Below are 21,216 nucleotides of genomic sequence, written 5' to 3'. Positions count from 1 at the left end.
CCGCTCAGCCCCGGCCGTGGCCGCTGTTGTTGCGGACGGGCTGCACCGGACGCCATGGCGCGAAGGCGCTCGCCCCGCGAGGCAGGATGCTCGCCAGTTCGGGGCAGTGCCGCAGGATGACGCTCGTCATGCCGCCCCGTTCGATCCAGTCCATGCCGAGGGGGGTGTAGACCTCCGGCCGGAAGTCGACCGTGAGGAAACGGTCGCTCTGCAACCGTCTGCTGGCCATCAGGATGAAGACGCGGAAGGCGGTGTCGCTGAAGCCGAAGCCCGTGGGTGGATTCTCGGCGAACAGCCCCACCACGGTGTCGATGTCGTCCACCGAGCGGTACACGTCCCGAAGCCGTGCGACCGTCTCCGGGTCGGAGGAGAGGTCCCCGAAGCTCCGGATCCGCGGCTTGTGCAGGCCGGCCCGGAAGTCGTTGTAGCGCGGGACGCCGCGGCGCCGGGTGCGGACCAGGTCGACCACCGACAGATCGATCACCTCCCCGTCCCGCTCGAATGCCTGGAGGGTGCGCGGGAAGTTGTGCAAGGTGATCGCCCCGGGGTGGGCGATGCCCAGCGAGTACAGCGTGTTCACCAGGCCGGTCTTGCGGATGAGCGGCTCCGCGGCGGCTCCCTGCAGGGCGGTGAAGTCCAGGGTGTCGAGCCGGCGGCCGAAGCGGTGGTCGACGAGTTCGTAGTCGTCGGGAATCAGGGGGTGCATCCGGTAGACGGTGACGAACTCCTCCGTGAGGGAGTACGGGGCACCGTGGTGGTCGGGCAGGGTCTTGGGGATGCCCTGCTGCCCGTTCGCCTCCAGCAGCCAGACGCCCAGCTGGTCCAGCCAGTTCTTCGGCGGCCCTTGCCAGTTGGTCTTCATGCCGATGTCGAGCGTCTTGGTGGCGAGGATCGCGGGAGTCCACTCCACTGTGTGGATCTTCGCGATCAGAGCCGAGACGATCAGCCGCGCCGTGTGGTAGACCCGCTCCTCGTCCATGCGCGGGTACTCGCGCCGCAGGGCTTCGCACACCGCGTTGTGCTCACGGGCGAACAGGGTGTGCATGGCGCTGAGGCCGAGCCACCAGTTGTCGGTGAACCCGGTGAGCGGGACGCCGTTCGAGCCGTTCGGCAGGTGCCCCTCCTCCAGCCGGAGGCCGGCACCGCCGTCGGCCTCGCGAAGCGACCTCGCGACGGACTGGTCGCCGCCGTACACCTCCGAACCGTCCCACCAGTGCGAGACGTCGCTGGCGAACAGGATCGGCGACCCCTCGCCGCCGGGCGGACGCACCGCCTCGTCCTCGCCGAAGCGCATCACCTTCTCCCGCGGTCCGCCCGGGGTGTTCTGCCAGGTCTCACCGGGCGGCAGCGGCACCTCGACGCTCTTGGTGCCGACCGGAAGCCTCTTGTGCTTGACCCAGTCGTGCACCTGGAACTGGATCCACGCGGCGGCGATGATGTTCAGCGACGTCGCGGGGATGAACGCGTCACGCCTAAGCAGCTCTCTGCTGACGGTGACCGGATTGGGCGTGTCGAACCGGTCCGGGCGGTATACGGGCGGCATGGTGCGGCCGAACGTCGCGCCGACAGCGCCCATCCGCGGCGCCGACAGGTCGTTGTAGGTGCCGTCGTAACTGCGCCTGACCAGCAGCTCCTCGTCGAGCGGAGCCTCCACCGGCAGGGCTTTGGGCGGGGCCTCGTGGAGTTCGGTGTCGATGAGGTTGTGCCGCCGCAGTGTCTGCCGGAAGGCCATGAGGTTGAGCAGGCCGAGGGGGGTGGGCAGCCGGTGCCACGGGACGACGCGGTTCACGGTGCGGAAGGCGGCCCGGAGCGGCGCCCCGAGCAGGGCGTTGCGCCGTGGCTCGACGGTCAGGAAGCGGTGTCCCAGGCGGTGAGCGCTGCTCGCCTCGTAGGCGAGCTTGCGGGCTCGGTTGAGGTTGCCCAGGGGGCGGAAGCCCTCCGTGGTGTGCCACGGGTTGAACGCCAACAGGTCGACCCGCGATGCGGAGGCCCGCGCTTCGGCGGTGTGGATGTCCTGGCGCGGGACGGTCAGCGTGGCCACCGGCAGGATGGGCGCGTCCTTCTCCTTCCACTCGGCCGCGCCGTCCTCGATGGAGGTGTGCCGGGTGTCCACGTAGCGCTGCACGCAGAGTTCGAAGACGACATCCGTCTCACGCAGCCGCTGGGAAAGCTCGCGCCGCAGGTATTCGGGATCGGTGCGCGGCGTTGCCGGGGCCGGTGAGGCGTTCGCGGCGGGCCGCAGCTGATAGCGCACCGGTCCGCAGTCGCCCCACAGGATCGCGCCGCGACTCCAGTACGTCTCCAGCGCCAGGCTGGACACGGTGCGCTTGGTTCCCGCGACGACGTTGCGCCGCATGCGGGCAGCCGTGGGCCAGCCGACGGCCAGGGGCAGCTTGACGAACAGGGCGTACCCCTTGCCGAGCCGCGAGTCGGCACCCGCCATGGCCTTCGCGAAGGCGACGAACTCCACCGCGGTGCGGGCGTGGGAGACCGGGAAGCTCGTCATCAGCAGATCGTGGGTCTCATCGGGGGCCACCTCGACCCGCAGTGCCGCACCGCGCAGATCGGGCGCGAAGTCGGGCTGACGGACACCGCTCGCGTTGGAGAGCCGGACCGTGACCGGGTACTCGGCCCCGGGCCTGGCGAAACCCGTCCGCAGGGCATCGGGAAGGTCGTCGTGGAACCTCAGACGGGCGTTTTCCACGCCGAGGACTGCCTTGGCGTGGAATGTCCGTTCCAGGGCGGCGGAGCCGCTGCGTTTCTTCACCTTGAGCTGCACTCGTAGGAGGTCACCCGCGAGTCGTTCGAAGACCAGCCGCTCGGCCTCCGGGCTGCCGCCGATGTAGCGCTCGTACCGTTCGGGCTCGTCCATGCGCGCCTCTTCGCGAAGGGGGTCTGTGCACTCTGCAACGACGTTCCCCTACCTCGGGAGCGCTGTCGTGCGGAGCGAGGCAGACGGGCGAAGGACGGGCGGTTCGGGCGGCGGGATGCGGCCCCCGTCGCGGCCATGATGGCCAGGCCGCACCCCGCTCCTCTGAACCTACCCAGATCAAGACAAAACGTGCGTTTCGTGTTCGATTGGTGAAAAGGTCCGTATCCCGGTCGACGTCTGAGGACGGCGGGCGGACGATGGAACGGACGGAGATCTTTTCCTCCCGGGAGGAACAATGAACCGGCCCACACGTCTGTCCGTCCTCGCCCCGTTCGCCGCCGCGGCGATCCTCGCCGCGCCGACCGCCCTCGCCTGGGCCCCGGCGGCCGCCGCCGCCCCCGCAGCCACGTGCTCCATCTCCGGTGTGCTGGACAACGGAAAGGTGCACCTCTCCGGCGGCGGTTTCACGCCGGGACCCGCGTTCCTGTCCTCGCCGACCGCGGCGGGCGGCCAGTTCACCATCGGTGCGGACGGCGGCTTCCAGATGGTGAACGTGGAGAACGCCCAGTACACCGTGTCGCAGGGCAACGAGCACACCCAGTGCAGCGGCTTCTCAGGATGAATCGGACCGCGGCCCGCGGCTGACGGCTGACGGGCAGGCGGGCAGGCGGGAGACCCGGCCACCCCATGCGGGCGCTCTACGCCTCGGCGTCCGGCCTGTTCGTCGTGCCGGACTGTGCGAGCAGGCGCTGGAGCCAGCGGGTACGGGCGCTGCGCGCGTCCTGGGTGAGTGCGGCATGCGGTGCCAGGCCGTCGAAGCCGTGACAGGCACCGGGCCATACGTGCAGTTCAGCCTGGCCGCCGGACTGCCAGATCGTGTTCGCGTACGCCACGCCCTCGTCCCGGAACGTCTCGGCCGACCCGACCTCGACATAGGCCGGGGGAAGTCCGGAGAGGTCGGTGGCGCGGGACGGGGCCGCGTAGCACTCATGCCGCTCAGCCAATCACACCGCCGGTCGGCACGTTGTCAGGGGGCTTCCGGCCCTTCCTCGCCGCCGAAGTTCCAGGCTTCGATGTCGCGGTAGTGGATCGGCCCCGGGCCGCGGCCGATGTTGCTGCCGACCAGGTGCAGGCGTTCGGCCTGCCATGGGCGGCCGGTGAACGAGGCGAGTCCGGCGGCCGCCTCCACCGCGCACGAGGGGTCGTTCCGGCGGGCGCGGGCCAGCGTCAGATGGGGGTTCAGCGGACGTTCCACAAAGGTGACACCGCATTCCCTGAGCACGGCGCGTACGTCGGTGGCGAGCCGGTGCAGCCCCTCCACGTCTCCGCCGACCCCGCTCCACAGCACCCGATCGCCGAAGTGTCCGCCGCCGCGCAAGTCCAGTCGCAGGGGTTGGCGCGTCGCCGCGAGGTCGGCGAGCGGTGGTTGCAGGAGCGGGACGGTCGTCACCGGGAGCTCGCCGAGGAACGCCAGGGTGATGTGCCAGTCCTCGATGCGGTTCCATCGCATGCGCGGGTACGCGTCGTAGGCGGGCCGCAGTTCCCGTGCCAGCTCCTCCTTCGCGTCGTCGGGCGGGGCGAGGGCGATGAACACGCGCACGGTCGAGGTCTGGACCTGTTCGTTCACGAGGGACTTCGTACTCATCGCGTGGCGCCCAGCCGCTCACGCCACCAGCCGACCGTCGCCTTGACCTGCTCATCGACGGGGGTGGCTCGTACCGTGAATTCCGCTTCGTACGCGCTGGAGTCGACGACGAACGGACGGTCGAACTGGTAGCGGATCTCTTTCAGTTCCCGGATCAGGGGTGAGAAGACCGACGCGATACCCAGCGCGGCCGACGGCAGTCTGCGCACCGCGACCGGCCCCGTCCGCGACTGCGCGGCAAGGCGGTCGATCATCTCCCGGGTGGACAGCGCGGGCTCCGTCGGGACGTGCCAGGCCCGTCCCCAGGCCCGCTCCTCGCCCGCCACCTCGGCCAAGGCCCTGGCCACATCGGGGAGATAGCTCCAGCTGTGCGGGGCGTCCGGATCCCCGAGAGTGGAGACCGGTTTGCCGCGCAGCAGCCGTGGCATCACTCGTGCGGCCAGGTGCCCGCCGTCGGTCACGCCGGGCCCGAAGAAGTCCGAGGCCCGCACCTCGACCGCTCTGATACGACCCTGTTCGTGCAGGTTCCGCGCCTGCTCCCAGAGGGCGACGCGCACACGCCCCTTGGCGCCGGTCGCCGCGAGCGGCAGCTTCTCGGTCATGGGACCGTCCACCGGACCGTAGCCGTAGAGGTTGCCCAGCATGACCAGGACGGCCCCGGTGGCCTCGGCAGCCGCGCAAGCCGACGAGGCCAGCGGCGGCCATTGACTCGTCCAGTGATGGTAGGGCGGTGCGGCACAGCTGACGATCGCGGCCGCGCCCTGCGACGCCTCGATCAGTCGCCTGCTGTCCGTCGCGTCGAAGGCGACGTGTTCGATGCCGGGCTCCGTGGGCCGGCCCGATCTGGTGACGACCCGTACGGAGTGCCCCTGCTCGGCCAGCAGCCGGGCGGTAGCCGCCCCGGCAGGCCCGAATCCCATCACGACATAAAGACTCACCCGCGAACACTAGCGCGAGTGCGTGTTGCGCTCATGCCAGGCCCGCGGTGCTCGACGGGCACGGTGACCTCGGCCGCGACACGCCGGGTGCCCGGCGCCGGCCGGAATTCGCCGGGCACGGGAAGGGCAGGTCTACGGTTGGCCACGTGCTGAGTCACGTGCAGAACGCCGAGGTCGAGGTATTGATCGTCGGCGGTGGGCCGGTGGGTCTGACCGCCCGGGCGCTGCTGGAACGCTGGGGTGTGCGGACGCTGCTCGTCGAGAAACACCGCGAGCTGTCACCCTTCCCCCGGTCCCGGCTGGTCAACGCGCGCTCGATGGAGATCTTCCGCCAGCTCGGCCTCGCCGCCCGGATCACGGCCGGCGCGTTCGCACCGGAATTCGGGCGCGTCCGCTTCCGTGACACCCTGCACGACGGCGACTTCGCCACCGCGGCGATGGTGGGGGTCAACGCGCCGATCCCCGAAAGCCCCGTGATCGGCGTGGTCACCTCGCAGGACCGACTGGAGCCCACGCTGCTCGCCGCGGCGGACGGGCAGATGCGGTTCGAGGCCGAGCTCGTCGGTCTGGCCGAAGAACCCGGGAGCGTCGCGGCCTCGCTCGTCGACCGCCGACGCGGTGAAGGGACCACGGTCCGGGCCCGTTACGTGATCGCCGCCGACGGCGCGAACTCCACGGTCCGGCAACGGCTGGGAATCGACACCGCCGGCCCCGGAGCGATGGCGGGCTTCACCACCGTCGTGTTCGACGCCGACCTCAGCCGCTGGTGCGCCCAGCAGCCCGCCGGGGTCTACTTCACCCCGCACGGATCCATCGCCCCGCTCTACCCCGAGGGGGGCTGGGCCTGGTTCGGCCCCACACCCGAAGACACCGCGCGCGTCGACTGGTCCGACCTCGTCTCGCGCGCCCTCGGGCCCAGGGCCGGCGTACGGGCCGACGTGGTGCGGGTTCAGCACTGGGTGATGAACGCGTTCGTCGCCGAACGTTTCCACCACGGCCGGATCCTGCTGGCCGGCGACGCCGCGCACGCGATCCCCGTCTTCGGCGGCATGGGCATGAACGCGGGCATCGCCGATGTGCACAACCTGTGCTGGAAACTGGCAGGCGTGCTCAAAGGGTGGGCCGGATCAACCGTGCTGGAGACGTACGAAGCGGAACGACACCCCGTTGCCCACCTGACTCTCCGCCAAGCGGTGGCCAACACCCAGCTGGCGATCGAGGTGCAGAGCCGGCGCCGCGAGCAGCTCCGAACCGGCGAAGCAGCGCCGGCTCAGACCGAACTGCCCTGGTCGGAGCGGTACTTCGCCCAGCTCGGCCTCGTGTTCGGCGTCACCTACCACTCCGACGCCGTCCTGACCGGCAGCAACACCCCACCCGAGCCGTCCGGCGCGGGCACGGACTACGTCCCCACCGCGGAGCCGGGCCACCGCATGCCGCACCTCTGGCTCACACGCGACCGCTCCACGCTCGACGCCTTCGGCGAATGGTTCACCCTGCTCACTCCGGACCCCACCCCGTGGCAGCGGCGAACGGCCGCACCATGGCCGCTGCGCATCGAGACGCTCACCGCCGAGCAGGCAGACCTCTGCCGCCTTCCCCCGCACGGGGCACTGCTCATCCGGCCTGACGGCCACGTCGGTGCCCGCTGGCACGACCACCCGTCGAGCGACTCCGCCCTCCGCGACGCCCTCACCGCGATCACCGGCTCGGCACCCCCCTCGTAACGCCCTGGAACGCCCCGGAACCGGTCAGTGGACGACGCTGAAACTGCGCCACGGCAGGGTGTCGGGTGCGGTCACGTTCGAGGTGGACATCGGGATGTAGATTCCGGGGGCCTTGTCGGTCTTCTGGCACTCCGGCGTTCGGTAGAGGACGACGTCGAGCTGGGTGTTGTTCACCACCTGCGCCGCGCCGCGCGGGAGGCCGATCTTGTGGCAGCCCTGGACGGGGGTGTTCGTGTACGAGACCACGACCGGGGAGTCGGCGGCGCGGAAGCTGAGTTCGCCCAGGGTGTTCTTGCCGGTCGAGCAGGCCGTGGCCGTGAGCAGCAGTGCCGCCCCGGTGATGACGCCGATATGCCGGAGGTGGGACATGGTTCGGTCCTCGTCTGTCCAGTGATGGCTGCCGTTGACCGCAGCATGGCGTGCCACGCGCCGGGAGGCATCCGCTGCGCAGCCAGCGGGATGACGGCCGAAGGAGGGACCGAAGGGGTGCCGTACGCGGTGTAACGGCTCGGTGGCCTGCTGTCACAGCCCCAGGCCGATGGCCAGTCGGGTGAGCTCGGCGGTGCTGTGGACGTTCAGCTTGGCGCGGATGCGGCGGAGGTAGGCGTCGACGGTGTGCTTGGAGAGTCCCATGTGGCGGGCCGTCTGCAGGTAGGTGTGACCTGCGGCGATGTGGTGCAGTGCTTCCTGCTCGCGCGGGGCCAGCGCGACTGCGGGGGCTTCGGTGTGCGGCGTCGCGAGTGTGAGGCTCATGGGATTTCCTCCGCCGAATCGGCTAGGTCATCACTGCTCACGTCCTCGGAAGCAGGGGGCTAAATGTCTCTTTTGTCTGTTCTTAAGAGCCTGGCGGCTCGACTTCATGACGGTGTCCGCCGACTGTCACAGGCGTGTGACAGGGCACGTCCGTACGGGAGCGCCGACGCGGCCAGGGGCGCCGTCGTCACGTGTGGGGCAGCGCGCTCCTCAGCTTTGCGTGCAGGTCCTTCGCCAGTTGCGCGTCCGATGGGGGTTTGTCGGCGTAGAGGCGTCGCAGTTCTGTGGTGAAGGTCTGGGTGAAGGCGCCGTACAGAGGGGTGCGGGGGCGCTGGACGGCGTTCTGCAGCGCGGGAAGAAGGGTGTCGCGCGCGTACGCGGGGCGGCCCTGCTTGTCCCGCGGCATGCGGTCGGTGCTCTCGGCGGACGCGGATGGGGACGCGGACGCGGTGGCAGCCGGGGCGGCGGGTTTGTCCGTGGCGCAGGTCAGGCCGTTGTCGTTGTACGCGGACAGCCTGGTTGCCGCGAACCCCTCGTCGAGCAGACAGCGCTCGCTGTCCCGGCCGGTGAGGAACCTGATCAGCGCCTTGGCCGCGGTGCCGCGCTTCGACGCCTTGGTCACGGCCAGGTTCTGGCCTCCCAGCACCGCCTTGCCGGGCAGCGGGGCCACCCCCAGCTGCTGGTCGGTCAGGGACTGGTGCAGGCTGCGGTAGGCGTACGGCCAGTGGCGCAGGAAGGCCGTTCGGCCGTCGGCGAAGTCGCCGAGGGACTCGGCCTCGTCGGAGCGGCTGGCATCTCCCAAGGTGTAGGGGGCGTTGGTACGGTCGCGCAGCTCCTTCAGCCCCGCCTCCAGGTCCTGCACGGAACCGGTGTACTGGCCGGCCCCGTCGGTGAGGCGGAGGCCGTCGACGGCGGAGGCGAACGACTCGATGCCGTTGACGGTGAGGCCCTCGTACGGTGCGAGCTGGGTGGTCCACCCCTTCTCGTAGCCGTTCTGCGCGCTCCGGCCGGCGTCACCCACGGTGCCGATGAGCTGCTGGACCGTGGACCACTCGGTGCCCTTGCCGAGCTCGGTGTTCGTGACGCCCGAGTTCTTCAGGTAGTCGCGGCGGTAGAAGAGCAGCCCGACATCGCTGTTGAACGGGGCGGCGTACAGCTTCCCGCCCCAGCTGGCCGTGGCGGCGACGGAGGGGATGACGTCGGTGTCCACCAGGTCGTCGGGGAGCTGCTGGACCAGGCCCGCGTCCGCGAACTCCGGCACCCAGGTCACGTCGAGGTTGACCACGTCGTACTCCGCACTGCCGGACTGCAGCGCGCCCAGCAGCTGGCTGCGCTGCTGGTCCGCCGAGCCCGGCAGCTCGACCAGACGGGCCCGGAAGCTGGAGCCCGTGTCCTCCTGCTGCCGGTTCCAGTGCTCGATCAGCTTCTGCCGGACGCCGCCCTTGCCGGTGACGTCACGTCCGCTGGCCACCACGATGTCGCCCTCCGCGGCACCGCTGTCAGCCGGCTGGCCCGCGGCTTTCGACCCGCCGTCGCCGGCCCCGCTGCACGCACCCAGCGTGAGGACCGCCACGAGGACCGCGGCCAGGGCGCGTGGGCACCGGCCGTACATACCGCGCCGTCTGCTGCGGGGCGTCATTCCGCGCCTCCTGTTCCCGCTCGGGCGACCTCGTCGCGCAGCCCGGCCACCAGATCGGTCCGGGTGTCCAGGCAGCGCCCGCCGGTCGCCTCGGAGACGACGGCGTCCGGCTTGCCCTTGTCGCAGCCGCCGCTGTCCAGGGATGCCATCACCACCGGAACCTTCCTGTCCCGCACGTACGCGCGCAAGGCGTCCAGGTGTCCGCCCTCGGCCAGCCGGTTGTTGTCCTCGTCGTCGGTGATGAAGACGATCAGCCGCGGACGGTCGTCGTCGGCGCCGCGCTGCGTCATGTACTCCAGGGCCGAGATCAGGGCCTGGTACGGATCCGCTTCCAGGTCCTTGACCTGGGCCCGTTGGTCGATGGCACGCTCGGCCTCCCCGCGCCGGTACCGGCCGAAGGGCAGCAGCTCCTGGTGCGCGAGCGGGGCGCCGGGCGCGGCCGCGACGGCCCAGACGCCGTACTCGTCCTCGTTGCCCAGGCCGCCGAGCGACTGCTTGACGATGCCGGGCGCGCCGCCGGGCCCCTGCCACAGGTCGCCCATCGAGCCGGAACTGTCGAGCAGGAACAGCACCCGCCCGGGCCCGCTGGCTTCCCGGTACTCCTTCAGCGCCGTGGCCATCGCGGCCTGGCGGGCCGGGGCGGCAAGGCTATGGGGATTGCCCAGGGCGCCGAATCCGCTGAAGGTGAGGTCGGGGGCGAGGGGGCGGTGTTCGTTCGCGGCGCTGCGGAAGCCGTCCTTGCCGAACTCGACGAGTCCGCCCCGGATCTCCTCCCCGGCCTTCCCCTTGCCGCCCGCCGCCGCGCCCTGACCCGTGCCGGTCAGCCAGGCGCGGAACCGCTCGACCGCATCCTGCCGCGCTGCCTCGTCGCGGACGGCCTCCCGCCAGCGCACCCGTACGAACGTGGGGTCCAGGCCCGGCGCGTCATCGGGATAGGCGGCCATCCGCCGGGCCCGGGTCGTGCTGTGGCAGCCCACTCCGGACTTCAGCAGGAACTCCGGCACCAGGGCCGCGGTGCGGTCGTCCACGGCGTCGTCGTCGGGCAGGACGCACAGCAGGTCCCCGCTGGTGGGCGAGGGCGGTCCGGGCTGCCTGACGAGGTGTTCGGCGGTGGCAGCCGCGCTCATCCCTCCCGTACCTCCGGCACCTCCCGCGCCGTACAGGCCGATGGTCGCCACCAGGCCCGAGTCCGTGCGCTCCGGGTCCGGGCGCCGTACCTCCGCCTTCGCCTCCCGCTTGCGCAGTGCGTCCATCAGCGTCGCGAGCCCGCCGCTCCGCTCGGAGACGCCCTCCTGCGCGAGCTGCTGGGGCACGGCGAGCACGAGGGGCGAGTAGGCGAACGGGGCGGGGTCGACGAGCAGTTCCGCGTAGCTGCGCTGGTCTTGGGGCGGGCGGGCGCGGGCGGCGCTCGCCGAGGTCGCGGGAATCCAGATGTCCGGCTGGGGGCCGATGTCGCGCTGCGGATTGACGGTCTCGGTCGTGGGCCTCTGCCACGGGTCGGACTGGTCGTGGAACGCGGCGACGACCTGCGCGGCGCCGGCGCTGTACACGGTGATGCCGTTGCGTCGGCAGCCGTCATCGGTCCGGTTCGCTTCCGACACCAGGTACACCTCCGTCGCCTTGCGCACGGTGGACTCGAGGTCGGGGTCGGTGAGCAGCCGGAGTTCGAGCGGCGGCTTGCAGGGGAGCGCGTCGGCGAGGTATCCGGCGAGTAGGTGCCCGGCGGGGACGAGACCGGCGAGCACGATGAGCACCGCGGCGCTGACCGCCGCCACGCGGGTCCTGCCGGTGAGGCGTGGACGGCCCGTCCGGCCCGGCTCGTCGGCCGGGCGCGGGCGGCGACTTCCGGGAAGTGGCCACAGCGACCGGCGGCCCCATAACGGCACGCGTGCCACGTCCGCCTCGGCTGTTAAGTCCGTCTCGGCTGTCACGGCAGTTTCGGCTGCCGTGCCCTGGAGCTGCGGGCCGTCGGTCCCGGAGTCCGCCTGGTCCTCCGGCCGGCCCCCGCCCTGCCCGTCCGACGCGCTCGCGTCGGGTGCGGAGCCCGCTGCGAGCAGCACGTCCGTGCCCGGACCGGCCGGGCGGCTCTGCGGCTCCCAGTTCTCGGCGGGCTCGCGCAGCGTCGTGTGATGGACGGACATGTACGCCCACAGCTTCTCCGCCAGTTCCTTGAAACCCACGGGAGCCCCGTGCCCGTCGTCGACGCGCAGGAGGCGTATCAGCTGCGCCGTGAAGGGAGTCGGGGTGGCGTCGTCCCCCGCGTCGATCCGGTTGTTGGCCTGCACGCTCATCAACAGCGAGATCCGCTGCCGCTGGGAGGTGTCGAGCGCGTCCCACGCCGCCGACGCGTTGCCCGCGTAGCAGCAGTCGAGCACGACGACCACGTGTTCCGCGCTGGTGTGGGTCAGCACGGTCAGGACGCTCTTCCAGGTAATGGCGCCTCGGAACACCGACTGTGCGCCCGCCTCGATCGTTGCCGAGTGCATCAGGAGCCACAGTTCGTCACCGTTGCTGGGCACGGCACCGTGCCCGGAGAAGTAGAGCAGGAGCAGGCCCTCGGCCTCGTCGACGGCGTCGTCCAGGCGACGGTCGAATTCGTGCACGTTGAGCGGCCGGAAGACTCCGATCTCCTCCTCGCCGAACATCCCGCCCTCGCGCAGCGCAGCCGCGAGGCCGACGAGATTGTGCTCGACCGCCTCAAGATTGCCGGGCACTCCGAAGGGGTGACCGGGCTGCGTGAACTCGTACGTGGGTACGCCGACGAGCAGTGCCCGGTTCACCCGCCCGCGCGGGTCGAAGCGCGCCACCGGACTACCTCGCGTCGCCGTCCGGCATGACCTCGACCTCGACCTCCGGTGGTTCGCCCCGCTCCACGGAGCGGCGGTTCTCCCGCCACGCCCGTACCCCGCTCTTCGCCTGCTTGTACACGTCGTCGAAGAGCGCGGGGCCGACGATGCCGACCACGACCAGCAGGATCTCCAGCCCGGCCCCCATCGGGCTGCCGGGGTGCTCTTCGGCCCCCGCGCGCTCCCTGATCTCCAGGTCGCCGCTGCTTCTGAGCGCCTCCAGCTTGTGCTCCCGTTCGAGCCACGCCTTCAGGGCCCCGACATCGCTCGCGCTCGCACCCTGCCCCAGGCGCACGCGGACAGCCCTATTCGACAAACCTTCCCCCTCGGTCATAACTCAGCATCATGGCACGCGACTTGGGGGCGTGGGGAGACATCGGTCCAGTACAGATCCACGCCCGCGCGCGCCGGGGCGTCCCGCTCGTGGCCGCCGGGCGGCCACGGCTGGTTCCGCGGCCCCCGCGGACCGGGTGTGACCGGCACCAATGGCTCGACTGGCAGCCGCACCAGGGCCGAACCGTCCTCTCCGCGGACCACGGCCCGGGGCTGGTCCGGCGCGATGAGTCGATTGAAGGAGTGGTCGCCCCACACCGCAGATGCCGGAGAGGTTGTGGGCCTCTCCGGCATCTGCTGTACGGGCGGCTCGCCAGGACGGAATCCCGGGGGCTGCGGGGCTGTCGGTGTCGTCACTTACCGAGCTTCTGCTTCAGGTCCTGCTTGAGCTGGTTCTTGATGACCTGCTTGTTGACCTTGTTCACGGTGCCGCCCTTGCCGGTGCCGTCGCCGCCGACGGCCGTGGCGTCGCCGAGGTTGGTGGCGTCGGCGCTGGCGTTGCCGCCCTGGGCGTTGCCGGTGCTGATCACGCACTTGCCCTTGCAGTTGCCGACGCCGGTGTTCGCGGCGCCACCGGTGGCCGTACCACCGACCGTGGTGTTCTCGGCGTTGGAGTCACCGCCGGTACCGATGCCGTCGGCGCTGTCGTCGCTATGGGCGAGGGTGACGGCCTGCTGCGGGGCGGCGACCGGGGCGGCCATCGCGGTCGCCGGAAGGGCGATACCGCCACCCACCAGCGCCAGGGAAGCTCCGGCCAGAACGATACGACGGGTCGAGAAACGCTCGAACATGGGAATTCTCCATTCGGTGTAAAAAAGAGGGCGTGAATATCGTCCCGCAGAAAAGGCCGGGAGTAATTGTTTCGGCCCGTATTCTCCGGGGGTTCCCGGTGGGGGCGTACTTCAAATAAACCCTGCGAGGGGACGGCTGTCACACCACTTGAATACGTGGCTTGACGTCCGGAATCGATTTTGGTAAAAGCCGCCGTCGGTCAGGACCGCTCGCGCAGGCTGGGCCAGGTCCGCGCCGAATTCCAGGGCTCGGTGCCGGGCGGCCGGGACGGGGTCCACGGCGGTGATCGGGCAGGCGGCGATGGCGCGCAGCAGCCGGACGGCGCGGGCGCCGAGACCGCCGATGCCCCCGTTCGCGCGTCTCGGCCCTTCTGCGCCTTCGTGCCCCGTCCGAGCCATCGCTCGCCCGTACGGGGTGCCCGCGCGCGCCATACGGATCACGCCGGGAAGCCGACGGCCGCTGCTCATGATCGGCTGGGCTCGGCCGACCGCGGCGCCCTGACGGCCGGCCGTACAGCACACAGGAGGAGTCCCCGATGTCTCGTCGGCATGTCCCGGCCGTCCTCGGCCTTGTCGCGGGTGCGCTGGTGGCGGTTCCCGCCCCGGCCGCTCACGCCGCCACTGTGACGGTTCGCTGCTCGGTCCCGGACCTCGTCGCGGCGATCAACACCGCGAACAGCTCACCCGGACCGGACACAATCCGGCTGGCGCACAAGTGCACGTACCGACTGACGGCACCCGACCCGGGCAGCCCCGGCAACGGGCTGCCGGAGATCAGCAGCGAGATCACGATCGACGGCCGTGGCGCCACGATCGCGCGCGACAAGACGGCTCCGAAGTTCCGTATCCTCTTTGTCGCGGGGACGGGAAATCTGACGCTCGACCGCACCACGATCAAGGGCGGCTTCGCCATCGACTGCCCGTTCTTCGAGGACCAGCTCCCGGGCATCGTCTGCGGTGGCGGAATCTCCAACACCGGAACGATGAGCGTGACCCGCAGTAAATTCATCGGCAATACGTCCCGGTCCGACGTGTTCGCCCAGGGCGGCGCCATCGACAACCCCGGCACCGGAAGCCTGAGCGAGACCGAGGTCGCCGGGAACCACGTCATCTACAGCGGGAGCGACATCGGCGGTGGCGCCGCCGGCGGCGCCGTCGTGAACGACGGTCCGCTGACCGTCACCCGCTCCCGGCTGACCGGGAACACCGCGACCGTCACCGAGGACACCCAGAGCTTCGCCTTCGGGGCCGGGATCATCAGCTTCGCCGAGGCGACCGTCGAGGACACGATCGTCAGCAAGAACCGTTCCTTCGCCCCGGGCGGGTTCGCACGTGCCGCCGTCTCCAACGGCATCCCGGAGCCCGGCAGACTGACCGTGACCGGCGGCGCCATCAGGGACAACACGTCGGACGCGCCGCACGGTGTCGCGCAGGGCGGCGGCATCGCGAACAACGCCCTGATGACCGTGAGCAAGGTGAAGATCAGCGGCAACCGGACTGTCGCCGAGAACGGCACCGCCCGAGGTGGTGGCGTCCGCGTGGGCCCCTTCGGCACGCTCGACCTGACCGACAGCCACATCACGGGCAACAGCGTTGACGCACCGAACGGCACGGCTCAGGGCGGCGGCCTCGACAACCCCGACGGTGGTGCCCTGACGGCCAGGCGCAACAGCGTCTTCCGGAACACGGTCACCGCGAAGGACGGCACGGCTCAGGGCGGCGGGCTCTACCACGCCGGAGGGTCCACGGGGCTGGGCACCACCACGCTGGAGGAGAACACCATCACCCACAATCGGGCGGGCGACGGCGGCGGCATCTTCAAGGCGTCCGGCGTCCTCACCCTGAACGGCGATATCATCCGCGACAACCGGCCGAACAACTGCAGCCCCGCCGGCGCGGTCCCGGGCTGCACCGGCTGACCGTCGGCCGGCGCGTCCGGCCTCAGTTCCCGTTGGCCGGCGCGGTACTCGCCCGCGCCGGCGGGGCGGGCTGCGGGGAGCCCTGCAGGGCCAGCGCGGTGAGCACGACCAGCGAGTCCGTCCAGCCCAAGGGTGCGACCGAGGACGGCAGCCCGGCCCCGTTCACGGTTTCGGGAAGCTCACCCAGCCCGTTCCGCTTCGACAGAACCCAGTCCAGCACCCTGGCCGCCCTCGCTTGTTCGCCCGTACCCGACCAGGCGAGGGCGAAGAAGGAGGTACTGGCCGTCCAGGCGTACGATCCCCAGCTGAAATCGGGGTCGTTGCCGGGCGAGACACCGCCGTTGGGCAGCAGCAGCGCCCGGTAGGTGGAGTCCAGAGCTCCGCCGAGGCCGGGCGGGGCGGCGTTGAACGGGGGCGCCATGAACGCGACCGCACTGTCCCGGCCGTGCTTGCCGTCGACGGTCCGCTGGTAACCCAGCGGGGCGAAGGCGTCGGCGATACCGGCGGACAGCCGCCGGGCCGCGTCCTCCCAGCGCTCCGCGTCCCCGCCCATGCCCAGCCGGGCGGCGAGGTCCGCCGAGGCGTTGAGCCCGGCCAGCAGCGGAGCGGCGGTACCGATGTTGGTGGTCGCGGTGTCCAGCTCCCAGTAGTCCGGGGACGCCGGCGGCAGCCCGTCCGGCCCCAGGGACCGCGCCGCGTAGTCGGCGGCCTTGCGCACCATCGGGTAGAGCTCGCGCAGTCGTTCGTCCCGCCCGTCCGGCGGCGCCGCCCGGTACCACTGCCAGGTGGCCCAGGGCACCCAGCCGTTGCCGTCCAGCTGCCACTTCCGGGCATCGGGCGGTCCGCTGCCGTCCAGCTTGGTACGCGCCTCCCAGGTCCCGTCGGCCCGCTGGGTACGCGCGTCGTAGCCGAGGATCCGGTACGCCTCCTCGTCGTGCCCGGTGGCGGCGAAAGCGGCGGCGGCGAAAGCGCCGTCCCGGGGCCAGGAGTACTGCCAGGCGGGCGACCATCCCGCGGCGAACGCGCCGCTCGGCTTCAGCAGTGCCCGCATCGACAGCAGGGCGCGCTGCGCAGCCGCCCGCTGGGCGGCGGTGATCCCCGGCAGCTGGCCCGTGGCCAGCCAGGCGCGGCTCTCGTCGACCTGCGCGAGGGCGCCCGGGTCGTCCGCCGCGACCACGGTGGACGCGGAGGCTCCGTCGGGCAGGTACCGCCACCGGCCGGACGGCAGACGCAGCACGTTGCTGCCGTCCACGTAGGAGGCGCCTACGGCGAAGGAGGGCAGTACGGCCTCGGTGGCCACCCGGTTGGTCAGCAGTCCCGAGGTACGGGCCGCGAGTGCCGATGTGGGCACGTAGCAGGGCTCCGTCTCCCCGCAGCGCTCGCTCCCGGTGGGATTGACGTGGAAGGCCAGCCGGGAGGCGTCGGCGTGCCAGCCGCCCCAGTACGCCCTGTCGTAGTTCCAGCTGGTCAGCGAGTCGGGTACGGACTGCCGCGTGCCGTACCAGGCGATGGGCTTGCTCTCCGTGGTGGTCGCCTGGACGAACAGGTAATACGTGGCGCCCGCGGTGACGGCGGCGCTGACCGGGAATTCGACCCAGCCCGCGCCGGCCCCGCCCAGGGCGGCGAGGTCCAGCGTCTTCGACGCGACCGCCGACCCGGCGTCGGTGCGGACCCGGCGGACCTGTGCGGTCACGGTCCCGGTCGCGGCACCACTGCCCAGGTAGACACTGACTCGGGAGAGCTGGGTGCCGGAAACGGTGAAGGCCTGGGCCGCCGCGTTGTTGGTGGACTTCACGCTGAACAGGGCGGTTTCGCGGTGGGTCTGCCCGTCGTAGGGCACAACTGCTGCCGCGGCGGGGCCGGGGAGCACTGCGGGGACGCCCGCCAGTGCCAAGGAGAGCAGGGCGGGCAGCAGGGTCCTCGCGATCGCCATCGGTTACAGGCCCTTCCGTCGCGCGCAGGGCAGCGCGCCGGGCGGAGGGTGCCGGGGCGCCGAAAGCTGGACCCACCTTGCACGCATCCGGACCTGGGGATGGGGGAGTCGGGACGTGTCCCACCGGATGGGGCCGCAACGACATCCGATCGTGTGACAGAAACAGCGGCAGGGGCGGCAGGGGTGGCGGCGGCCGAGCCAGGGGCGGAGCCAGCGGCAGGGGCGCGACCGGTCAACGGACTTCGTCTCGTTCCACTGACCTGCTCGGAGGTGTCAGGGGAAGGCGGGCGGCTCGGCGGGCGTTGGGATGACTCGCTCGTATTCGACCTGGTCAAGGGGATTGCCGTCGCCGAAGTCGTAGACCCGTGCGGCGCCGGATTCGGTGAAGCCGCACTTGGTGTAGAAGCGGCGGGATTGCGGGGTGTCACGCAACGTCCACAAGTGCACCCCGGTGAATCCCTCATCGCGGACACGGTGCAGCGTCCCGGTCATCAACGCGGAGGCGACACCGCTGCCCCAGCTGTCCGGGTGACTGTAGAAGCTGCTGATCTCCGCGGCACCCGGTCTGGTCGGAGACGGCAGAACGGCGGACAGCGCCAAGGGGCGGCCATCGAGGACGGCAAGCAGAATCGTCCCCGCCCCTTCGTTGATTCGGGCATGCCATCGGCTCCGCCTGCTGCGCACTCCACTGGCGGCGAACTCCGGCTCGAAGAAGGGGGCATAGGCCACCTCCCAGGCGGTGGCGTGGATCTCACCGAGCACGTCGCCGTCGTCCGGACCAGCGTCACGAACCTCAATCATCCGGTCATGCTACCGACCGGGTCGGACGGCCGCTCGTGCGCTCCGAACCGCGTTGTGCCCTGCCGGTCCTCCGTCAGGCCGGGGTCCGGCAGGCGGGCAGTGTTGTTTCAGGGGCCGACCTGACGGCCGGTCGGAGGGAGGGCGCGCAGGAGGTCCCACAGCGGGCGGGATCCGCCGGCCCATTCGGCGAGGAGGTGGCGGTCGACCAGGTGGAGTCTTTGGGACTTGGCGAACTGGGCGGCGTTGCCGGTGATCCGGCCGTTGGTGAGCATGACCAGGACGTCGCCGTGGTGGACCTGCCTGCCGGTGCCGTTGAGGACGTGGAGGTCGGGGGTGCCGACAGGCTTCCCCGACCAGCCGTCCTTCCGGTGCTTGCACTGGATGACCCACCGGCGCCCGTACGGGTCGGTGGCCTTGACGTCGGCGCCGTTGTCGCCGCGTCCGCCGACCTGTCGCGCGTCTGCGCAGCCGTCGCGGCGCATCAGGTCCCGCACCGCGAACTCGAATTCCCGATGATGCAGACCATCGAGCTGTCCGAGCACGTAGCGCAGGCCGCTCGCCCGTACCTGGTCCCACCGGGCGGCCTCCCTGCGGCGCCACGCCCACGCGGCGAAGGCCGCGGCTGCCGCCGGCAATACGACGGCCACGGTCCAGGGGTGGGCGGACAGCCACCGCAGCGCGGCCGTCGCCAGGCTGAACAGAACCGCGGCCGCGAGAGCGGCGAGGACCACCTGCTCCAGGCGTTGATCCTTCCGCTGCCGGGGCCGCCCGGGCCGCTGGCCGGAACGCCGGACAGGACGACGCCCGCTCACCTGATGCTCCCCGGGCAGGGATGGACAGCGTGTTGCGAGGCCACGGCGCACCACCCGGCCGGAAGAGGGAGGTGGTGTGTGATGGTCACTGGCCGGCCTGGGAGACGCCGCTGACGAGCTGGCCGAGGAAGTCGGCAACGCCCTGACCGACCTCGGTGGGAGCGAGGACGATCCCCAGCGCCAGAACGATGATCACGGTCATCTTCTCGTCGAACCGGCTCCGGGCCTGTGTGCGCCGACGCAGCCGCAGAACGACGATGACCACCAGCAGCACCGCCACGTTGATCGTCAACAAGCGCCCAGCCCCCCGCCAGTACCCCTACGGGGCAGCGGACGACAGCCCCCTCGTTCTTGTGTAGCCCGAGGCCGGCGGCGCTGTGGCCAGATCGCTGGTGATTGGCGGCAACACGACGCGCTGGCCGGATTCCGCGGGGCCGCGTGTTCGAAGACGTCCACGGGTTCACCGCCATCGCCCCGGACGGGCACCCACGACGACCGAGTCACCCGGTGGACACCGGCCGAACTCTCCTGGGACAAGGACTTCTACCGTGACCGCAGGGCCGTGTTCCTGCTCCGTGACGTCCGGGACACGGCCGTCTCGCACTACTTCGTCGAAGATCCGGCCGCCGACTCCCGGCGGTCACCTACAGCGCGGTGTCGTCGAGCAGTTCACGCTTGACGGTCTCGAAGTCGGCCAGCGCCCGCGGGTCCCGGCGGTAGTAGTCGTTCCAGAAGCCGGGGCGCTGCCACAGTGCGGGTGCCAGGCTCAGGCCGCCGTTCTCCAGGACGAGGGCCCAGCACGCCGGCATGCCGGCATCGAGCACGTCGAAGTCGGCGACGTCCCAGAACAGTCCGGGCTCCTCCGAGTCCTCGCCCAGCACGCGGATCTGTACCTCGCTGTCGGCGAGGACCTCGATCTCCAGCACCGTGTAGATGCCCCCAACCCGGATTCCGTCGTACTCCGCAACGGGGAGATCGGCCTGTGGGTGGATGATCCTGGTGCATCGAACTCTCATACGGTGAGTCTTGCAGAGGGTTACCAGCCGTCCGTGTCACTTTCCTCCGGGTGCCTGCCCTGCCCTGCCTGCCCGCCCCGCTCGTCCCGCCCGCTCCGCCCGCCGTCAGTCGTTCAGCAGCCGCCACGCCGTGAGGGCGAGCCTGGCCCGTGTCAGCCCGGTGGGCTCGGTGAGCTCGATGTCCAAGGTCTTCGCGATCTGTTCGAGTCGCCGGGCGATGCTGCTGTGATGCAGGTGGAGGAGGTCCGCGGCCCGGCGCAGGGATCCGGTGGCGCAGTAGGTGTCCAGAGTCTCCAGGTCTTCCGGACTGCCGGCGATCCGGGCGACGGCGGCCACGTCGACGTTGCGGCGCGCGGTGTCCTGGGGCACCTCGGCCAGGAGCGCCAGCGCGCCCAGGTCGGCATGGCGGATCACAGGTTCGCGCGGGGTCGTGAAGCGGAGCGCGGTGCGCGCTTCCCGCCAGGATCGGTCGGGGCTGTCGGCGGCGCTGATCCCCGCGCGTACGCCTGCCGGAAAACGGGCCGGGGCGATGGTGGTGGCCAGGATGACGCCCACGTCGGCGAGCGGCGCCGCCTTCACCGGGCGGGCCGGGCATACGAGGCCGCCGATCCGGTCGAGCGGAAGCTGGGACCGTACGGCGACCACGTGGACCGGCAGGTCGGCGGCGAAACCCAGGAGTCGAAGCGCCCGCGCCCTGGCCGCCTCGTCGCTGTCGGGGCTGATCGCCAGTTCGACGAGGGCGGGGTCGGCCATCGTGGTGCGGGCCGGGCCGTACCGCTCGGCGACGGCCGCGGCGGCGATGGCGAGCCGGTCGAGGAGTACGTCGTCGAGCGGATTCGGTGGGCCGGGGCGTTCCAGCCACGCCGTGCCGATCACCTCCTCGTCGAGGGTGATCGGCGTCGTGGTGGACGCGGGTGACGGTGTGTCGGACGCCTGCCTGCCGTCGGGCGAGATGCGGATCGCCCGCCCCGTGCCGTGGAGCCGGATCCCGGCCACGCACTCGGCCAGGCCCGCCGAGGCCCTGGCGAGCGCCGGGAGATCCACCCGTCGGCGCATCAGCGTGTCGTAGAAGGCGACGATGCGCATCGCGCCGTCGACATACGGATCCAGTCCCGACAGCCGTACGGCCAGTGCTTCCATGACGGAAGGATAGAAGGACAAGCGTGCGCCGATCGGTGCGTGACCGGGGCGGGA

General features: G+C 71.1%; 18 protein-coding genes and 1 pseudogene. 3 read left to right on the top strand and 16 right to left on the bottom strand.

Translation table 11 applies throughout. The annotated features are described in order from the left end of the window. Positions 1–4 precede the first annotated feature (4 nt). Positions 5–2,872 (bottom strand): peroxidase family protein, encoded by a 2,868-nt coding sequence (locus OG429_RS04000; protein WP_328923876.1) that lies wholly within the window; start codon positions 2,870–2,872, stop codon positions 5–7. A gap of 295 nt (positions 2,873–3,167) precedes the next feature. Here OG429_RS04000 and OG429_RS03995 point away from each other — a divergent pair, with 295 nt between their 5' ends. Further along, entirely contained in the window at positions 3,168–3,494 is a 327-nt protein-coding gene (locus tag OG429_RS03995) for a hypothetical protein (protein ID WP_328923875.1), read from the top strand. Positions 3,495–3,570: 76 nt separating this feature from the next. On the opposite strand, the pseudogene OG429_RS03990 reads toward OG429_RS03995, so the two are convergent. The 3 genes and pseudogenes from OG429_RS03990 to OG429_RS03980 form a co-directional block, all read right to left on the bottom strand. Beyond that, positions 3,571–3,861: pseudogene (locus tag OG429_RS03990) on the bottom strand (alpha/beta hydrolase); the annotation flags it as partial. Positions 3,862–3,899: 38 nt separating this feature from the next. Beyond that, positions 3,900–4,517, bottom strand: a complete 618-nt coding sequence (gene thpR, locus OG429_RS03985) for an RNA 2',3'-cyclic phosphodiesterase (protein ID WP_405680514.1) — start codon at positions 4,515–4,517, stop codon at positions 3,900–3,902. After that, positions 4,514–5,455, bottom strand: a complete 942-nt coding sequence (locus tag OG429_RS03980) for an NAD-dependent epimerase/dehydratase family protein (protein WP_328923872.1) — start codon at positions 5,453–5,455, stop codon at positions 4,514–4,516. The genes thpR and OG429_RS03980 overlap by 4 nt, the downstream gene beginning before the upstream one ends. A 146-nt stretch (positions 5,456–5,601) precedes the next feature. On the opposite strand from OG429_RS03980, the gene OG429_RS03975 reads away from it, so the two are divergent. Next, positions 5,602–7,179 carry an FAD-dependent monooxygenase gene (locus OG429_RS03975; RefSeq protein WP_328923871.1) on the top strand — a complete coding sequence of 526 codons (1,578 nt, stop codon included), beginning with the start codon at positions 5,602–5,604 and terminating at the stop codon, positions 7,177–7,179. Positions 7,180–7,203: 24 nt separating this feature from the next. On the opposite strand, the gene OG429_RS03970 is transcribed toward OG429_RS03975, so the two are convergent. The 6 genes from OG429_RS03970 to OG429_RS03945 all read right to left on the bottom strand — a co-directional run bounded on the left by OG429_RS03970 (position 7,204) and on the right by OG429_RS03945 (position 13,541). Continuing rightward, positions 7,204–7,548, bottom strand: a complete 345-nt coding sequence (locus tag OG429_RS03970) for a hypothetical protein (protein WP_328923870.1) — start codon at positions 7,546–7,548, stop codon at positions 7,204–7,206. A gap of 153 nt (positions 7,549–7,701) precedes the next feature. After that, positions 7,702–7,932: a response regulator transcription factor gene (locus tag OG429_RS03965; protein ID WP_328923869.1), complete on the bottom strand. Its 231-nt coding sequence runs from the start codon at positions 7,930–7,932 to the stop codon at positions 7,702–7,704. Positions 7,933–8,119: 187 nt separating this feature from the next. Beyond that, positions 8,120–9,571 carry an extracellular solute-binding protein gene (locus OG429_RS03960; protein ID WP_328923868.1) on the bottom strand — a complete coding sequence of 484 codons (1,452 nt, stop codon included), beginning with the start codon at positions 9,569–9,571 and terminating at the stop codon, positions 8,120–8,122. Beyond that, positions 9,568–12,378 carry a vWA domain-containing protein gene (locus tag OG429_RS03955; protein WP_328923867.1) on the bottom strand — a complete coding sequence of 937 codons (2,811 nt, stop codon included), beginning with the start codon at positions 12,376–12,378 and terminating at the stop codon, positions 9,568–9,570. The genes OG429_RS03960 and OG429_RS03955 overlap by 4 nt, the downstream gene beginning before the upstream one ends. A gap of 4 nt (positions 12,379–12,382) precedes the next feature. Continuing rightward, the gene (locus tag OG429_RS03950) at positions 12,383–12,712 is read right to left on the bottom strand and encodes a hypothetical protein (protein ID WP_328923866.1); all 330 of its coding nucleotides are present in this window, start codon (positions 12,710–12,712) and stop codon (positions 12,383–12,385) included. 391 nt (positions 12,713–13,103) lie between these two features. Then, positions 13,104–13,541, bottom strand: coding sequence for a hypothetical protein (locus tag OG429_RS03945; protein ID WP_328923865.1), 438 nt, complete (start codon positions 13,539–13,541; stop codon positions 13,104–13,106). A 536-nt stretch (positions 13,542–14,077) separates the two neighbouring features. On the opposite strand from OG429_RS03945, the gene OG429_RS03935 reads away from it, so the two are divergent. Further along, positions 14,078–15,460, top strand: coding sequence for a hypothetical protein (locus OG429_RS03935; RefSeq protein ID WP_328923864.1), 1,383 nt, complete (start codon positions 14,078–14,080; stop codon positions 15,458–15,460). Between the two features lie 22 nt (positions 15,461–15,482). Here the strand turns inward: OG429_RS03935 and OG429_RS03930 are convergent, their stop codons facing one another. The 6 genes from OG429_RS03930 to OG429_RS03905 form a co-directional block, all read right to left on the bottom strand. Next, positions 15,483–17,393: a hypothetical protein gene (locus tag OG429_RS03930; protein ID WP_328923863.1), complete on the bottom strand. Its 1,911-nt coding sequence runs from the start codon at positions 17,391–17,393 to the stop codon at positions 15,483–15,485. Positions 17,394–17,666: 273 nt separating this feature from the next. After that, a complete protein-coding gene (locus OG429_RS03925; RefSeq protein ID WP_328923862.1) occupies positions 17,667–18,194 on the bottom strand; it encodes a GNAT family N-acetyltransferase in 528 nt (175 codons plus the stop codon). Between the two features lie 107 nt (positions 18,195–18,301). Next, complete coding sequence (locus OG429_RS03920) at positions 18,302–19,006, bottom strand: restriction endonuclease (protein ID WP_328923861.1); 705 nt, start codon at positions 19,004–19,006, stop codon at positions 18,302–18,304. Positions 19,007–19,091: 85 nt separating this feature from the next. Continuing rightward, complete coding sequence (locus tag OG429_RS03915; protein WP_328923860.1) at positions 19,092–19,301, bottom strand: hypothetical protein; 210 nt, start codon at positions 19,299–19,301, stop codon at positions 19,092–19,094. Between the two features lie 349 nt (positions 19,302–19,650). Beyond that, on the bottom strand, positions 19,651–20,022 hold the full coding sequence (locus tag OG429_RS03910) for a hypothetical protein (protein WP_328923859.1): 372 nt from the start codon (positions 20,020–20,022) through the stop codon (positions 19,651–19,653). Positions 20,023–20,127: 105 nt separating this feature from the next. Then, positions 20,128–21,162 carry a helix-turn-helix domain-containing protein gene (locus OG429_RS03905; RefSeq protein ID WP_328923858.1) on the bottom strand — a complete coding sequence of 345 codons (1,035 nt, stop codon included), beginning with the start codon at positions 21,160–21,162 and terminating at the stop codon, positions 20,128–20,130. Positions 21,163–21,216: the final 54 nt, after the last annotated feature.

This window comes from Streptomyces sp. NBC_00190 (assembly GCF_036203305.1).
Taxonomy (GTDB): Bacteria; Actinomycetota; Actinomycetes; order Streptomycetales; family Streptomycetaceae; genus Streptomyces.
This window is presented reverse-complemented; position numbering and strand designations above follow the sequence as displayed.

What these genes read in the sequence shown, in the direction of transcription:
- OG429_RS04000 (WP_328923876.1), bottom strand. Translation starts at nt 2,872, where the DNA reads ATGGACGAGCCCGAACGGTACGAGCGCTACATCGGCGGCAGCCCGGAG.
- OG429_RS03995 (WP_328923875.1), top strand. Translation starts at nt 3,168, where the DNA reads ATGAACCGGCCCACACGTCTGTCCGTCCTCGCCCCGTTCGCCGCCGCG.
- thpR (WP_405680514.1), bottom strand. Translation starts at nt 4,517, where the DNA reads ATGAGTACGAAGTCCCTCGTGAACGAACAGGTCCAGACCTCGACCGTG.
- OG429_RS03970 (WP_328923870.1), bottom strand. Translation starts at nt 7,548, where the DNA reads ATGTCCCACCTCCGGCATATCGGCGTCATCACCGGGGCGGCACTGCTG.
- OG429_RS03965 (WP_328923869.1), bottom strand. Translation starts at nt 7,932, where the DNA reads ATGAGCCTCACACTCGCGACGCCGCACACCGAAGCCCCCGCAGTCGCG.
- OG429_RS03960 (WP_328923868.1), bottom strand. Translation starts at nt 9,571, where the DNA reads ATGACGCCCCGCAGCAGACGGCGCGGTATGTACGGCCGGTGCCCACGC.
- OG429_RS03945 (WP_328923865.1), bottom strand. Translation starts at nt 13,541, where the DNA reads ATGTTCGAGCGTTTCTCGACCCGTCGTATCGTTCTGGCCGGAGCTTCC.
- OG429_RS03935 (WP_328923864.1), top strand. Translation starts at nt 14,078, where the DNA reads ATGTCTCGTCGGCATGTCCCGGCCGTCCTCGGCCTTGTCGCGGGTGCG.
- OG429_RS03930 (WP_328923863.1), bottom strand. Translation starts at nt 17,393, where the DNA reads ATGGCGATCGCGAGGACCCTGCTGCCCGCCCTGCTCTCCTTGGCACTG.
- OG429_RS03925 (WP_328923862.1), bottom strand. Translation starts at nt 18,194, where the DNA reads ATGATTGAGGTTCGTGACGCTGGTCCGGACGACGGCGACGTGCTCGGT.
- OG429_RS03910 (WP_328923859.1), bottom strand. Translation starts at nt 20,022, where the DNA reads ATGAGAGTTCGATGCACCAGGATCATCCACCCACAGGCCGATCTCCCC.
- OG429_RS03905 (WP_328923858.1), bottom strand. Translation starts at nt 21,162, where the DNA reads ATGGAAGCACTGGCCGTACGGCTGTCGGGACTGGATCCGTATGTCGAC.